General features: G+C 70.6%; 11 protein-coding genes. 2 read left to right on the forward strand and 9 right to left on the reverse strand.

Going from position 1 to position 14,384, the window contains the following annotated elements; all coding sequences use genetic code 11:
* Positions 1–66 precede the first annotated feature (66 nt).
* Positions 67–684, forward strand: a complete 618-nt coding sequence (locus ACF059_RS20665; RefSeq protein ID WP_360897092.1) for a GNAT family N-acetyltransferase — start codon at positions 67–69, stop codon at positions 682–684.
* Positions 685–750: 66 nt separating this feature from the next.
* On the opposite strand, the gene trxA is transcribed toward ACF059_RS20665, so the two are convergent.
* From trxA to ACF059_RS20700, 7 genes are all read right to left on the reverse strand, one after another.
* Positions 751–1,092 carry a thioredoxin gene (gene trxA, locus ACF059_RS20670; protein WP_361938803.1) on the reverse strand — a complete coding sequence of 114 codons (342 nt, stop codon included), beginning with the start codon at positions 1,090–1,092 and terminating at the stop codon, positions 751–753.
* A gap of 50 nt (positions 1,093–1,142) precedes the next feature.
* Positions 1,143–2,102, reverse strand: coding sequence for a thioredoxin-disulfide reductase (gene trxB / locus ACF059_RS20675; RefSeq protein ID WP_392059143.1), 960 nt, complete (start codon positions 2,100–2,102; stop codon positions 1,143–1,145).
* 123 nt (positions 2,103–2,225) lie between these two features.
* Positions 2,226–3,143 carry an anti-sigma factor family protein gene (locus ACF059_RS20680; protein WP_392059146.1) on the reverse strand — a complete coding sequence of 306 codons (918 nt, stop codon included), beginning with the start codon at positions 3,141–3,143 and terminating at the stop codon, positions 2,226–2,228.
* Entirely contained in the window at positions 3,140–3,835 is a 696-nt protein-coding gene (gene sigM / locus ACF059_RS20685; protein WP_392059149.1) for an RNA polymerase sigma factor SigM, read from the reverse strand. Before sigM ends, ACF059_RS20680 begins: the two co-directional genes overlap by 4 nt.
* A 25-nt stretch (positions 3,836–3,860) precedes the next feature.
* On the reverse strand, positions 3,861–5,582 hold the full coding sequence (locus tag ACF059_RS20690; RefSeq protein WP_392059151.1) for a serine/threonine protein kinase: 1,722 nt from the start codon (positions 5,580–5,582) through the stop codon (positions 3,861–3,863).
* Between the two features lie 117 nt (positions 5,583–5,699).
* Complete coding sequence (gene murJ, locus ACF059_RS20695) at positions 5,700–7,874, reverse strand: murein biosynthesis integral membrane protein MurJ (protein ID WP_366866103.1); 2,175 nt, start codon at positions 7,872–7,874, stop codon at positions 5,700–5,702.
* 46 nt (positions 7,875–7,920) lie between these two features.
* The gene (locus tag ACF059_RS20700; protein WP_392059154.1) at positions 7,921–10,185 is read right to left on the reverse strand and encodes a DUF6049 family protein; all 2,265 of its coding nucleotides are present in this window, start codon (positions 10,183–10,185) and stop codon (positions 7,921–7,923) included.
* Positions 10,186–10,371: 186 nt separating this feature from the next.
* On the opposite strand from ACF059_RS20700, the gene ACF059_RS20705 reads away from it, so the two are divergent.
* Complete coding sequence (locus ACF059_RS20705) at positions 10,372–11,838, forward strand: CCA tRNA nucleotidyltransferase (protein WP_366866105.1); 1,467 nt, start codon at positions 10,372–10,374, stop codon at positions 11,836–11,838.
* 67 nt (positions 11,839–11,905) lie between these two features.
* Here ACF059_RS20705 and ACF059_RS20710 read toward each other — a convergent pair whose 3' ends face one another.
* On the reverse strand, positions 11,906–13,174 hold the full coding sequence (locus ACF059_RS20710; RefSeq protein ID WP_392059158.1) for an MFS transporter: 1,269 nt from the start codon (positions 13,172–13,174) through the stop codon (positions 11,906–11,908).
* A gap of 105 nt (positions 13,175–13,279) precedes the next feature.
* On the reverse strand, positions 13,280–14,362 hold the full coding sequence (locus tag ACF059_RS20715; RefSeq protein ID WP_366866107.1) for an inositol-3-phosphate synthase: 1,083 nt from the start codon (positions 14,360–14,362) through the stop codon (positions 13,280–13,282).
* Positions 14,363–14,384: the final 22 nt, after the last annotated feature.

The raw sequence follows: 14,384 nt of genomic DNA on the forward strand, positions 1-14,384 counted from the left end.
AACCGGTGCGGTCCGCCCCTTCGCTTTGCTGTCGAAGAACGAGGGGCCAGTGGATACGATGCGGTCATGGGTCGTCGGCTGGTACCGCTCACGCTGGACAACCTCCAGGACTTGCCGCGCCGTTGCCGGTCCTGTGTGTTCTGGGAGCTGGATCCGGTGAGTGGCGAGGCCGCTGTGAAGGCGGGTACGCCGGCGCTGGAGAAGGAGGCGTGGATCTCCGCTGTCCTGCTGGAGTGGGGATCCTGTGGGCGCGTGGTCTATGTGGACGACGTTCCGGTGGGGTTCGTGCTGTACGCGCCGCCGGCTTACGTTCCGCGGGCCACCGCGTTTCCGACCAGTCCGGTCTCGCCGGATGCGGTGCAGCTGATCACCGCGTGGATCATGCCGGGGTATCAGGGGCAGGGTCTGGGGCGGGTCATGGTGCAGACGGTGGCGAAGGATCTGCTGCGGCGGGGCTTCCGGGCGATCGAGGCGTTCGGGGACGCGCGGTGGGACGGGCCGGCGTGTCTGCTGCCCGCGGATCATCTCCTGGCGGTGGGCTTCAAGACCGTACGGCCCCATCCGGCGCATCCGCGCCTGCGTTTGGAGCTGAGGTCGACGTTGTCCTGGAAAGAGGACGTGGAGCTGGCGTTGGACCGGCTTCTGGGGGCGGCGCGCAAGGAGCCGGCGTTGCGGCCGCTGTGAGCCACCGCGCGAAAAACGGGGCCGCCCCCAAGGGGCGGCCCCGTTTCACGTGAAACGTCGGTGCCGTCAGGCGGTCTTGACCTCGACGAAGTCGGAGAGGTCGCGCAGGATGGCGGCCTTCGGCTTCGCGCCGACGATCGTCTTGGCGACCTCGCCGCCCTTGTAGACGTTCAGCGTCGGGATGGACATGACGCCGTACTTGGCGGCCGTGGCCGGGTTCTCGTCGATGTTGAGCTTGACGATCTCGATCTGGTCGCCGTACTCGGCGGCGATGGCCTCCAGGGACGGCGCGATCTGGCGGCACGGTCCGCACCAGGCGGCCCAGAAGTCCACCAGGACGGGCTTGTCGCTCCTGAGGACCTCGGCGTCGAAGTCAGCGTCGGTCACGTTCTTGAGGGTGCCGGCCACAGCGGCCTCCTTCTTCATTCCTGCGGGGTGTGGGTGGGGCGGTGCGGGGGTCAGGCGGTCGCGTGGGCCTTCGCGGCGTCCGCGAGGGCGGCGAGGAAGCGCTCGGCGTCGAGGGCGGCCGAGCAGCCGGTGCCCGCGGCCGTGATGGCCTGACGGTAGGTGTGGTCCACGACGTCGCCGGCGCCGAACACGCCGGTGACGCTGGTCCGGGTGGAGGGGGCGTCGACCTTGAGGTAGCCCTCGTCGTCGAGGTCCAGCTGGTCCTTGAACAGTTCGGTGCGCGGGTCGTGGCCGACGGCGATGAACAGGCCGGTCACGGGCAGCTCGGAGGTCTCACCGGTCTTGGTGTTGCGCAGGGTGAGGCCGGAGAGCTTCTGCTCGCCGTGGATCTCGGCGACCTCGCTGTCCCAGGCGAACGTGATCTTCGGGTCGGCGAAGGCGCGGTCCTGCATGGCCTTCGAGGCGCGCAGGCTGTCGCGGCGGTGGACGATCGTGACGGACTTGGCGAACCGGGAGAGGAAGGTGGCTTCCTCGATCGCGGTGTCGCCGCCGCCGACGACGGCGATGTCGTGGTCCTTGAAGAAGAACCCGTCGCAGGTGGCGCACCAGGAGACGCCGCGGCCGGAGAGGGCGTCCTCGTTGGGCAGGCCGAGCTTGCGGTGCTGGGAGCCGGTGGTGACGATGACGGCCTTGGCGCGGTGCACGGTGCCGGCGGTGTCGGTGACGGTCTTGATGTCACCGGTCAGGTCCACGGACACGACGTCGTCCGGGACCAGCTCGGCGCCGAAGCGCTCGGCCTGGCCGCGCATGTTGTCCATGAGGTCCGGGCCCATGATGCCGTCCTGGAATCCGGGGAAGTTCTCCACCTCGGTGGTGTTCATCAGGGCGCCACCCGCGGTGACGGCGCCTTCGAAGACCAGAGGCTTGAGCGAAGCGCGTGCCGTGTACAGGGCGGCCGTGTAACCGGCCGGCCCGGAGCCGATGATGATCACGTTTCGAACGTCGCTCACGGGTGTCTTCCTCGTTTCTGCGGACTGCGTGCTGCCTACCGGGGGCCGGTGCGGACTCTCACCCCACCCAACGGATCCTACGGCGCCTGCATTCCCCAACCGTCCCGTGCCGACCGGAACGGGTCAGCGGCGGGGATAGGTGCTCTTCAGGAGGACCTTCCCGGGCGTGGTGGAGGAGGTGCTCTCGCAGCCGGTGTCGACGAGGTAGGCGTCCACGCGCGCGGAGTCGTCCGGGTGCGGCAGGACGAGGAGGTAGACGGCGGTGCCCTGGTAGCTGCCGCGTTCGGAGGCGAGGGGGGCGTCGGGGCGTGCGGTGGCCTCTTGGACGCACGGGGGGACGGACGGGACCGCTCGCTGGTCGCCGGGGGTGGTGTTCTCCATCCCGTAGGTGTTGTTCTGCTCTCCCGGGACGGACTTGGGGGCCGGGGTCTGGGCGAGGAGCTGCCGGACGTCGTCCTGGAGGCCTTGGGCGGTGTAGCCGCCGCTGGTGGCGGTGGTGCCGGGGGACCGGGTGGTGGAGTCGGAGGCCTTGGTGCTGGCGGTGGTGTCGCGGGCGGGGTTGCCGGAGAGGTCGCCGAACAGGAAGAGGCCGAGGGCGCAGGCGGCGGCTCCGGCCAGACCGGTCAGGACGGCGATCCGGCGGCGCGCGCGACGCCGACCGGGACCGGTGGGGCCGGCCGGGCGGCCCGCGGGCGATGTTTCACGTGAAACATCGCGGCTTGTCGTACGGGGCCGGGGGGCGGCGGGGGCCTGGTCGCGGGGCTGGGTGGCGTCGAGGAGTGCCTCGGCGGCGAGGGCGGCGTCAATGCGGCCTGCGATGTCGGCGGGCATCCGGGCGGGTCCCGGAAGGGTGCCGAGGAGCCCGCGGATCTCCTCCAGGGAGTCGCGGACGTCGGCGCACAGGGCGCACGCGTCGAGGTGCCGGCGGACTTCGGCCGTGCGGGAGGGGGAGAGCAGTCCTTCGGTGAGGTCGGAGATCTCCGAGACGTCGGGGTGCCGGATCGTGTCCGGCGTGCCGGTCGTGCTGGTCGAGCGGGTCACGGTCGTCCACCTCCGCCCTTCACAGCGTCTGGGTCTGGATGCCTGGGTTCTGCCGCTGATGGGACGGCTGTCCCCGGCGTCCGGTTCCTTCCCCGCCCGGTGGCGGTGTTATCCCCGGCATTCGTGCGCAGATGAGTGAGGAGTGGGACGAGTTTCGCCCGGCCGCGGGCGCACCGGCTCTTCACGGTGCCGGTGGGGACGTCGAGGAGGAGGGCGGCCTCGGCGACGGGGTATCCCTGCATGTCGACGAGGACGAGTGCGGCCCGTTGCTCGGCCGGCAGGGTGCCGAGGGCGGCCAGGAGCTGGCGGTGGAGGTCCTGGCGCTCCGCGGGTGCCTCGGCGGACTCGTGGGGCTCCAGGAGGCGCTCCAGGCGCTCCGTGTCGTCGAGGGGAGTGGTCCTGCGGGAGACGGCCTTGCGGGCGCGGTCGAGGCACGCGTTGACGGTGATGCGGTGCAGCCAGGTGGTGACGGCGGAGTCCCCGCGGAACGTGTGGGCGGCGCGGTAGGCCGACACGAGGGCGTCCTGCACGGCGTCGGCGGCTTCCTCCCGGTCACCGAGCGTCCGCAGCGCCACGGCCCACAGCCGGTCCCGGTGCCGCCGCACGAGCTCCCCGAAGGCGTCGGGGTCTCCTGCGACGTGCAGCGCCAGGAGTTCCTGGTCGCTGCCGCCGCCGGGCGTCGTGTCATCCAACGGTGGGCCCCTCCCGGTAGTGCGGTCAGCCCGAGAACTTCACGTCCGTGATGCCCTGCTTGTAGCCGGCGCTGCTGAAGTTGTCCTGTGGGGCTGAAGGCATGGCGGTGATCCACAGGAGCACGTACCGCGTCTTGACCGGCTTCTCGGCGGTCAGGTGGAGTGCGGTCTCGGAGGTGGTCACGCCGGCGATCTTCGTCATGGTGCTGACGGAGCCCTTGGGCGACTTGGAGTCGGTGGCGTACAGCGTGAGGGTGGTGTGGTCGCCACCGTACTTCAGCCCTATCGACGCCGCGCTGACCTCCTGCTCGGAACCGAGGTCGTAGACGATGCCGAGGCCGTCCTTGATCTTCACTTCGGGTCCGTCGAGGTAGCTCCTGGTGCGCCAGTAGCTGCTGAGGTCTCCGTCGTAGGTGTTCGAGACGTTGCCGGCGTCCTGTGGGTTGCCGTCGGGGAAGTACTCCTGGGCTCCCTTGACCTCCAGAGGAGTGGGGCCCTTGTCCTCCTCGTGGTCGGTGGTGCCCGTTTTGGTGTTGCTGGTCCCGTTGTTGCCCTTCTGGTTGCCGCGGTCCAGGAGGGTGTCGGCCAGTTGCCAGCTGCCCAGGCCGAGCGCGGCGATGAGGAGGGCGGCGACGCCCCACTTGAGGGCCCGGCCGGTGCGGCTCTGCAGGGGTGGCGGCGGCGGGGCGACGGACAGGTTCTGGACGGTGCTCACGCCGGGCGCCGTGGGACGGCCGTAGCTGCCCTGCTGGTAGGTGGTGTGCTGGTACTCCGGCGGGGCCGTGAAGGCGGGCTCCGGGGGCCGGATGCGCGGCATCGCGGCCACGGCCTTGGCCAGCTCCTCGGGGGTGGTGCAGGCGGGCTCCTGGCGGGAGGCGGTGGCCCCGTCGTTGGCCAGGGCGCGCATGGCCAGTTCGCCCAGGCCCCGGTGGACTCCGGCGCGGACCTGGTCGGGTGCGATCAGGCCCACGCCCTTGGGCAGGCCGGTGAGGCCGTACGCGTCGTTCTCGTAGGGCCAGCGCTGGGTGAGGGCGGCGTACAGCAGGGCGCCGATCGCCTCGGTGTCGGCGCGCTGCGGGGTGTCGCTGGTGATGCCGCGCAGGGCGGCGTTCACGGCGAGGCCGCGGATGCGGTACTGGCCCGTGGAGGTGCGCAGTATCGCGCTGGGCGTCAGCCGCAGATGGGCGAGGCCCTCGCGGTGCGCGGCGGCCATCGCCTGGGAGACCTGGCTGACGAGCTGGTAGGCCTCGTGGGGCTCCAGGGGGCCCGCCGCGAGGAGCGCGGTGAGTTCGGTGGCATCGGGCAGCCACTCGTGGACGACGTAGACGAGGTCGTTCTCCTCGACGGCGTCCAGGACTTGGACGAACCGGGGGTCGCCGAGGAGGGCGGAGGAGCGGGCGGCGGCCAGGACGGAGCGTGCTCGCGGGTGGTCGGCGGGCATCAGGTGGACGCCGACGGCGCGGCGCAGCTTCTCGTCCATCGCGCGCCAGCTGCTGAATCCGTCCACACGGGTGACGCACTCTTCCAGCCGGTAGCGTCTGGCGAGCTTGTGGCCGCTGTGGAGTTCGGGTGCGGCCGCCGGGGCCGCGGGGGTACGTTCGCCGTCCTTGTCGGGCATGGGTCCGTCCGCGGCTCGTCCGTTCTGGGTGTCCACCCCGTCGGACGTGGCCTGTGCCGCCTGTGCGGCCAGCGGCTCGTCGCCACTGTTGTCGGCCACGTCGACGGCAGCCGTGCTACGTTCCGCCACCGTCGTTCCTGCCTCCCCATCCGTTGCGCGCTGTAGGCCAGCCTGCGAAGCCATGCCAATTGTGCCCACAGTCCGACGCTATGCACGACACACGAAAGGGGGCGACGGTTGTGCGCATCAGCGCCCCAAACGCCCGCGGACCATTCCGACCATCGCGTTGAGCTCTTCGATCCGCATGCGCTTGGCGGCGATGAGGAACACGGCCGCCAGGGCCAGGCCGCCGGCGACGAGGGCCGCGGCGGAGCCGCCGACTCCGCTGCCCAGCGCCTGGGTGACCCCGTAGGCGGCGGCGCCCGCCGCGGCGGCGGCGGGGACGCAGGCGCCCGTGAGGCGGGCGTAGGTGCGCATCACGTGGGCGCCGTCGAGGTCGCCGCCGAGGCGGGTCTTCAGGCGGCGCCAGGCGACGCCGACGCCGACGGTGTAGCCGAGTCCGTACGCGGCGGCCATGCCGACGACCGCCCACCGGGCGGGGAGGACGAAGAAGGAGGCGGCGGAGCCCGCTGCGTTGACGGCGGCGACGATGACGGTGTTGTAGAAGGGCGTCCGGGTGTCCTCGTAGGCGTAGAAGCCGCGCAGGACGACGTACTGGACGGAGTAGGGGATCAGTCCGAGGCCGAAGGCCATCAGGACGTAGCCGATGTTCTGGGCGCCCGCGCCGGATCCGGCGTAGAGCAGGGTGGCCATGGGGACGCCGAGGGCCAGGAACGCGAAGGCGCAGGGCACGATCGCGACGGCGGAGGTGCGCAGTCCGTAGGAGATGTCGTCGCGGACGGCGGCGGCGTCCCCGTCGTGGGCGGAGCGGGAGATGCGGGGCAGTACGGCCGTCATGACGGAAACGGTGATGATGGCCTGCGGCATCTGCCAGAGCAGCAGCGCGTAGTTGTAGGCGGTGATGCCGGTTCCGGAGTGGCCCTGCTTCTCGGCGACGGAGCCGGCCCAGGTGGCGAGCTGGGTGACGACGACGAGGCCGATCTGGTTGGCCAGGACGAAGAAGAACGTCCACTTGGCCAGGCGCGCGGCCTTGCCGAGGCCGTGGCCCTTCCAGTCGAAGCGCAGGCGCGGGGCGAAGCCCGCGTCGCGCAGGTACGGCAGCATCGCCAGGGCCTGGACGGTGAGGCCGAGCAGGGTGCCCAGGCCCAGCAGGCGCACGCCGTCGGAGGTGACGGTGGCGGCGCTGACGCCGGAGGTGGTGAAGCCGCCGAAGGCCCAGATGAAGGCGCCGAAGGTGGCGATGACGACGATGTTGTTGAGGACGGGGGTCCACATCATCGCGCCGAAGCGGCCGCGGGCGTTGAGGATCTGACCGAGGACCACGTGCACGCCCATGAAGAACATGGTGGGCAGGCAGTAGCGGGCGAAGGCGACCGCTACGTCCATCTGCTGCGGGTCGGAGGCGATCTTCGGCGACATCATCGTGATGAACACCGGTGCGGCCAGGACGCAGATGGTGGTGATGGCGGCCAGCAGGACCACGACGAGGGTCAGCAGACGGTTGGCGTACGCCTCTCCCCCGTCGTCGTCGTTCTTCATGGCCCGCACCAGCTGCGGGATGAAGACGGCGTTCAGCGCGCCGCCGCCGACCAGCACGTAGATCATCGTGGGCAGGGTGTTGGCGATCTGGTACGTGTCGTTGAACGTGCCCACGCCGATCGCGCCGGCGATGACCAGGGTCCGCAGGAAGCCGGTGATGCGGGAGACGATCGTGCCGGCGGCCATGAGCGCGCTGGACTTGAGGAGGCTGGAGGCACGTCCGGCGGGCTTGCTGGGGGCCGGGGCGGCGACGGGGGCGTCCTCGGCGGGGGTGCGGGGCGCCGCCTCCTGGTCGCGGTAGAGGTGCGCGAAGGCGTCGGGTTCGGGCTGCTCGTCCGAGGCCTTGGAGACGAGGGAGTCCACGCCCACGAACTGCGTGGTCGTGGCATGGTCGCCGTACGGCAGGTGGCGGGAGGGGCCGTCCGGCTCGGGCGGCGGGGTCTGGGCCCAGACGCGCGGGTCGGGGGAGTACGAGGGAGCGGCCGGCGCCCCGTAGAGCGGGCCGGGCTCCTGGTAGGTGCCGGGCGGCGGCGGGGGGTGGGAGGCCCGGTCGTAGAGGACCTCGGCGACGGGGTCCTGGGCGGACAGGTCCTGGGACCGGTACGGGTCGTAGTCGTAGGCGCCCTGGACGTAGGGGTCGTGGTCAGGCGCGGGCGTGGGCGCGGGAACCTGCCCCGGCACCGGAGTGCCCGGAGCAGTGCCCTGGGAGGGCGCGGGCCCACCAGTGCCCTGCGCGCGGTCACCGTCGTACGGCGCGTTCATCGAAACCCCACCTCATCGTCCCCAGGCCGACCGGCCACGGCATCGCTCAACGGTCCACTGTCTCACTCGTGCCGGACCCCTCGGTGCTTTGCGGTCCGGTGTCCGGGGACTCGTCACTCGCCTGCGTGCTCTCCTCGGCGGCCGCGCGTGCTGCGACGCGCTTGCGGCTGGCGTACATCTTGATGCCTGCCAGGACCAGGAGGAGCACACCGCCGGCGATCACGAGCATGACGGTGGGGGTGATCTCGGTGGCCTCGACGGTGAACCTGCGTTCCTTGCCGTAGGGGACGCCGTCCTTGGTGTAGAGCTGCGCGGTGACCTCGACGGGCCCGCTCGCCGTGGCGTTGGCGGTGAACTTGATCGTCTGGGTGTGGTCGCCCTGGACGGTGACCTGCTGCTCGGCCTCGCCGCTGTTGCCGAACATCAGACGCGTCGGGTTGGCGGACTTCACGCGCAGGACGAGGTCGTGCACGTCCTGGACGAGGCTGTTCTGGACGCTGACCGGGATGGTGGCGCTGTGTCCGGACAAGGTGGCGTCCGACTTGGGGATGACCTTGACCTTCTCGGTGAGGCCGATCAGATAGGCCTGCACCTGGTCCCGGTAGAGCTGGGCCTCCTCCGGACGCCCGCGCCAGGAGGTGGACATCTCCCGGTTGGTGGTGTTGCCGAAGGGGATCTCCACGCGGTCGGGTGCGGCGAGGATCACCTTGAAGTGGTCGAGGGTGCTCTGCGTCGTGCGGATCTTCTCGAACGCCGACACCGGCAGCTCCTGCTTGCGCAGGGCCTCGGGGTACTGTCCGGCGCCCGGCACCTGGGTGGTGGCCCGCGGGTCCGGCTTGGCCGCGGCCACCGCTTCGAGGTCCCCGGTGTGGGTCCAGCGGCCCGCCTGGAGGCCGCGTACGGCCTGGGCCATCGTCTGCACCTGGCTGACGGTGGGCGTGCGCTGCGGGGCGACGACGAAGCTGCGCTGCTCGTCGGTCTTCTGCAGGTTGAGGGCGAGGCTGTGGGCGAGGAACCGCTGCACGGCGAGCGTGGCGTTCCCGGCGTTCAGCATGTCGCCCTCGAAGGCGGTGGACAGCTCGGCGTCCGCGACGACGGCGGTGGTCCCGGCGCCGATGGGCCGGGCCGCGGAGGGCGTGTAGCCGAGGGCTCCGCTCTCCACGAGGCTGTCGCTGCGGGTGAGGACGTTGTGGGCGCCGGCCGAGGTGGCGACGTTGACGATCGAGGGGTCGATGGCGCCGTCCACGGGCCAGGAGAAGTCGGTGGAGGCGGTGACGTGCAGGACGGTCTCCACGGCCTGCTTCGCCTTGTCGGTGGCGGGGCGCAGCTGGCCCAGGCTGCCGGAGACGTCCTTGCCGTGGTGGGCGAGGGAGGCGAGGTCCGGGTCGGCGTAGGGCAGGGCGACGACCTTCTTGCCCTGCACGGCGGCTTCCAGGGCGCTCAGCCACTGCTCGGCGACGGCCTTGTTCTTGCCCTGGACCGGCTTGCCGCCCGGGGTGCGGACCCGGTAGCCCTTGGTCATCGCGTCGACCGTGTAGAGCAGGTCGGGGTCGATGACCCAGGTGATCGGCAGGTCCTTGCCGAGGGTGACCATCTGTTCCAGGCGGCCGCCGGCCTTGAGTTCGTCGGCGAGGGAGTCGTCGAGGAAGACGGGGGTCTGGAGCTCGTCGGAGCCGGTCTCGGCCGTCACGCGGGTGGTGGAGATCAGCGGCCAGACGTAGGCGAGCTGGGAGCGCTTGGCGGCGGCCTCGGGCTGCCAGGGCAGGAAGGTCCGCTTGATGCCCAGCACCTGCTCGGAGGGGCGGCTCTCGCTCACCCCCGACAGGGAGACGCCGAGCTGGTAGACGCCGTCCTTGTCCAGCTCCAGCTTGTTCACCGGGACGGTGAGCGTGAACTCCTGGCGCACCTTCGACGGCAGCGAGGCGATCTTGACCGCGTGGGCCGGGTCGATCTCGCCCGGGTCGATGCCGGCCCGGAAACCGGTGCGGTCGGCCGCCTCGTCGATCGAGGACCGGTCCGCGAGGAGCGGCCCCACCCGCAGGCCCACGTGGGCATCGTTGATCGTTTCGGAGCCGTTGTTGACCACGGTGCCCTGGATGGTCAGCGTGTCGCTCTTGACCGGCGCCGCGGGGGCCAAGGAGGTCAGCTGGACGTCGACCGGCGAGGCCTGCGCCGCTTCGGCCTTCGGGGCGGGAGAGTAGACCAGGGCGGCCAGCACGGGTGTCCCGGCGAGCAGGACGATCGTGCGCCGCAGCCATCGGCGCCGGACAGGAGCGGGGGACGCCCCCTGGATGTCTGCCGCCTCGGCCACGCGCTAGCCCGTCCCTCGAAGTGTCAGTGGTCGTCTTTTGTGCGTCCACGCATGGTAACGAGGCCCGCTGTGTGCGAGTGCCGCGCCTTGCTCCACATGATCGGCTCAGCCCCGGAGCGGCCGTGGACCGGGGTCGCCCCAAAACGGTGAAGCCCAGGGCGGGCCGGGCACGTACCCTTTTCTGTTGTGCCGAACGCCAACGAAGACAACCCCAGTGCCCTGAGTCAGGTGCAGCGCCGCGCGGTCAGTGAACTGCTGCGGGTCGCCCCTGTCGCCGACGAGCTCGGCCGCCGATTCCAGGAGGCGGGCTTCCGCCTCGCCCTGGTCGGTGGGTCCGTCCGCGACGCGCTGCTCGGGCGTCTCGGCAACGATCTCGACTTCACCACGGACGCCCGTCCCGAGGACGTGCTGAAGATCGTCCGGCCGTGGGCCGACTCGGTGTGGGACGTCGGCATCGCCTTCGGCACCGTCGGGGCGCAGAAGAACGCCCGCGTCGGGGACGCCGTACGGAATTTCCAGATCGAGGTGACGACGTACCGCTCGGAGGCCTACGACCGCACCTCGCGCAAGCCCGAGGTCTCCTACGGGCACTCGATCGACGAGGACCTGGTCCGCCGCGACTTCACGGTCAACGCCATGGCCCTGGCCCTGCCGGAGCAGGAGTTCATCGACCCGCACGGCGGCCTGGAGGACCTCGCCGCCGGAGTGCTGCGCACGCCCGGAACCCCGGAGGACTCCTTCTCCGACGATCCGCTGCGCATGCTGCGGGCCGCGCGGTTCGCCGCGCAGCTGGACTTCGAGGTCGCCCCGGAGGTCGTGGCGGCCATGAAGGCGATGTCCGACCGCATCGAGATCGTCTCGGCGGAGCGGGTCCAGGGCGAGCTGAACAAGCTGATCCTGTCCGCCCACCCCCGCAAGGGCCTGGGCCTGCTCGTGGACTCCGGTCTGGCCGACCGGGTGCTGCCCGAGCTGCCCGCCCTCCGGCTGGAGAGCGATGAGCACCACCGGCACAAGGACGTCTACGACCACTCGCTGATCGTGCTGGAGCAGGCGATCGCCCTGGAGGAGGACGGTCCGGACCTGGTGCTGAGGCTCGCCGCCCTGCTGCACGACATCGGCAAGCCCCGTACCCGCCGCTTCGAGAGCGACGGCCGGGTCTCCTTCCACCACCACGAGGTGGTGGGCGCGAAGATGACCAAGAAGCGGCTGACCGCTCTGAAGTACTCCAACGACATGGTCAAGGACGTGTCCCGGCTGGTGGAGCTGCACCTGCGCTTCCACGGCTACGGGGACGGCGAGTGGACCGACTCCGCGGTGCGGCGCTACGTCCGCGACGCCGGTCCTCTGCTGGAGCGCCTGCACAAGCTGACCCGCTCCGACTGCACGACGCGCAACAAGCGCAAGGCCAACGCCCTGTCGCGCACGTACGACGGGCTGGAGGAGCGGATCGCCCAGTTGCAGGAGCAGGAGGAGCTGGACGCGATCCGGCCCGACCTGGACGGCAACGAGATCATGCAGGTGCTCGGCGTCGGCCCCGGTCCGGTGATCGGCAAGGCCTACGCCTACCTGCTGGAGCTGCGGCTGGAGAACGGCCCGATGGGCCGTGAGGCGGCCATCGCCGCGCTCAAGGAGTGGTGGGCCGCTCAGGCCTGAGGCGGGACCGTCGGTGAGGGTGTTTCACGTGAAACATCCTCACCGACGCCGTTTCCGAGGCGATGTTTCACGTGAAACATCGCCGTTGCCGGGTCAGCAGCGCCGCGGTCAGGGCGTAGAGGGCGGCCACGCACAGAAGCAGGGGCACCGACCTGCCGTTGGCGGGGAGCATGAGGGAGGCCACTGCGGCGGCGCCGACGAAGGCGACGTTGAAGAGCACGTCGTACACGGAGAAGACGCGGCCGCGGTAGTCGTCGTCGACGCGGTACTGCACCTCCGTGTCCGTGGAGATCTTGGCTCCCTGGGTGGCGAGGCCGAGGACGAACGCGGCGGCCAGCATGGGGCCCGGTGTGAAGGACAGGCCGAGGGCGGGGACCAGGACCGCGGCGCCCGCTGAGCAGGCGGTGATCCAGCCGAGGGTGCCCAGCCGGCCCACCAGCCAGGGGGTCGCCACGGCCGCCGCGAAGAAGCCGGCCCCCGAGACGCCGACCGCGACGCCCAGCAGGGCCAGCCCGTCGGCCTCGTTGTCCGACCAGGAGTAGCGGCACAGCATCAGCAGCATGACGAACAGGGCCCCGTAGCAGAACCGCATCATCGTCATCGCGGCCAGCGCCCGCGCCGCCGGACGGCGGCCGGCGAGGTGCCGGAGTCCTTCGATCATGCCGCGCGTGGCCAGGGCGACCCCTTCGGCGACCGAGGGATGGATCCGGCCCGGGGGGTGGTCGGGCCCGAGGAGGCCGATGGCCAGGCGCAGCGAGACCAGGGCCGCACACAGGTAGAGCGCGGCCCCGAGCAGGACGACGAGGGCGTCGGAGTCGGAGGCGAGCACGCGGACGAGGAAGGCCAGCCCTCCGCCGGCGACCGCGGCGAGGGTTCCGGCGGTGGGGGAGAGCGCGTTCGCGGTGACCAGCTGGTCGGGTCCGACGACGTGGGGCAGTGAGGCGGAGAGCCCGGCCAGGACGAAGCGGTTGACGGCGGTCACCGACAGCGCCGAAGCGTAGAAGAGCCAGTCGGGGACGGGCGTGGCGATCAGCATCCCGGTGACGCAGGCGAGGAAGGCCCGCAGCAGGTTGCCGTAGAGGAAGACCTGGCGGCGGCGCCAGCGGTCGAGCAGCACCCCCGCGAAGGGGCCGATCGCCGAGTACGGCAGCAGCAGGACGGCCATGGCCGAGGCGATGGCGGCCGGCGAGGTCTGCTTCTCGGGGGAGAAGACGACATGGGTGGCGAGCGCGACCTGGTAGACACCGTCCGCCGCCTGGGAGAGCAGCCGTACGGCGAGCAGGTTGCGGAAGTCGCTCAGACGCAGGAGTACGCGCAGATCACGTACGACAGGCATGAGGGCAAGGGTCACATACGCCGAGGGTCCCCGGGCGCATTGCCCGGGGACCCTCGGCGGAAGAACAGCCGAAGCCAGGGTGCCGTCGGCACCCGTGCGGTTCGACTAGCGCTCGACCTCGCCCTTGATGAACTTCTCGACGTTGGCGTAGGCCTCGTCGTCGAAGTACTGCACCGGCGGGGACTTCATGAAGTAGCTGGACGCCGACAGGATCGGGCCACCGATACCGCGGTCCTTGGCGATCTTCGCGGCGCGCAGGGCGTCGATGATGACACCGGCGGAGTTCGGGGAGTCCCACACCTCGAGCTTGTACTCGAGGTTCAGCGGGACATCGCCGAAGGCGCGACCCTCAAGGCGGACGTAGGCCCACTTGCGGTCGTCGAGCCACGCGACGTAGTCGGACGGGCCGATGTGCACGTTCTTCTCGCCGAGCTCCCGGTCGGGGATCTGCGAGGTGACGGCCTGCGTCTTGGAGATCTTCTTCGACTCGAGGCGGTCCCGCTCGAGCATGTTCTTGAAGTCCATGTTGCCGCCGACGTTGAGCTGCATGGTGCGCTCAAGACGGACACCGCGGTCCTCGAACAGCTTCGCCATCACGCGGTGCGTGATGGTGGCGCCGACCTGCGACTTGATGTCGTCGCCGACGATCGGGACACCGGCCTCGGTGAACTTGTCAGCCCACTCCTTGGTGCCGGCGATGAAGACCGGGAGGGCGTTGACGAAGGCGACCTTGGCGTCGATGGCGCACTGGGCGTAGAACTTCGCCGCTTCCTCGGAGCCGACCGGCAGGTAGCAGATCAGCACGTCGACCTGGCGGTCCTTGAGGATCTGGACCACGTCGACGGGAGTCTCGGAGGACTCCTCGATCGTCATGCGGTAGTACTTGCCCAGGCCGTCCAGGGTGTGGCCGCGCTGAACGGTCACCCCGGCGTTCGGGACGTCGCAGATCTTGATCGTGTTGTTCTCGCTGGCGCCGATGGCGTCCGAAAGGTCGAGGCCGACCTTCTTCGCGTCGACGTCGAACGCGGCGACGAACTCGATGTCACGCACGTGGTAGTCGCCGAACTGGACGTGCATCAGACCGGGGACCTTGGCCGCCGGGTCGGCGTCCTTGTAATACTCGACGCCCTGCACCAGCGAGGCGGCGCAGTTGCCTACGCCGACGATGGCTACGCGAACCGAACCCATTCCGGTTGCTCCCTGTTTGTTC

The sequence above is a fragment of the Streptomyces sp. NPDC016562 genome, from assembly GCF_043076955.1.
Lineage (GTDB): Bacteria > Actinomycetota > Actinomycetes > Streptomycetales > Streptomycetaceae > Streptomyces.

Excerpts from the sequence above, each read along its gene's own strand:
- ACF059_RS20665 (WP_360897092.1), top strand. The coding sequence starts at position 67 with ATGGGTCGTCGGCTGGTACCGCTCACGCTGGACAACCTCCAGGACTTG.
- murJ (WP_366866103.1), bottom strand. The coding sequence starts at position 7,874 with ATGAACGCGCCGTACGACGGTGACCGCGCGCAGGGCACTGGTGGGCCC.
- ACF059_RS20710 (WP_392059158.1), bottom strand. The coding sequence starts at position 13,174 with ATGCCTGTCGTACGTGATCTGCGCGTACTCCTGCGTCTGAGCGACTTC.
- ACF059_RS20715 (WP_366866107.1), bottom strand. The coding sequence starts at position 14,362 with ATGGGTTCGGTTCGCGTAGCCATCGTCGGCGTAGGCAACTGCGCCGCC.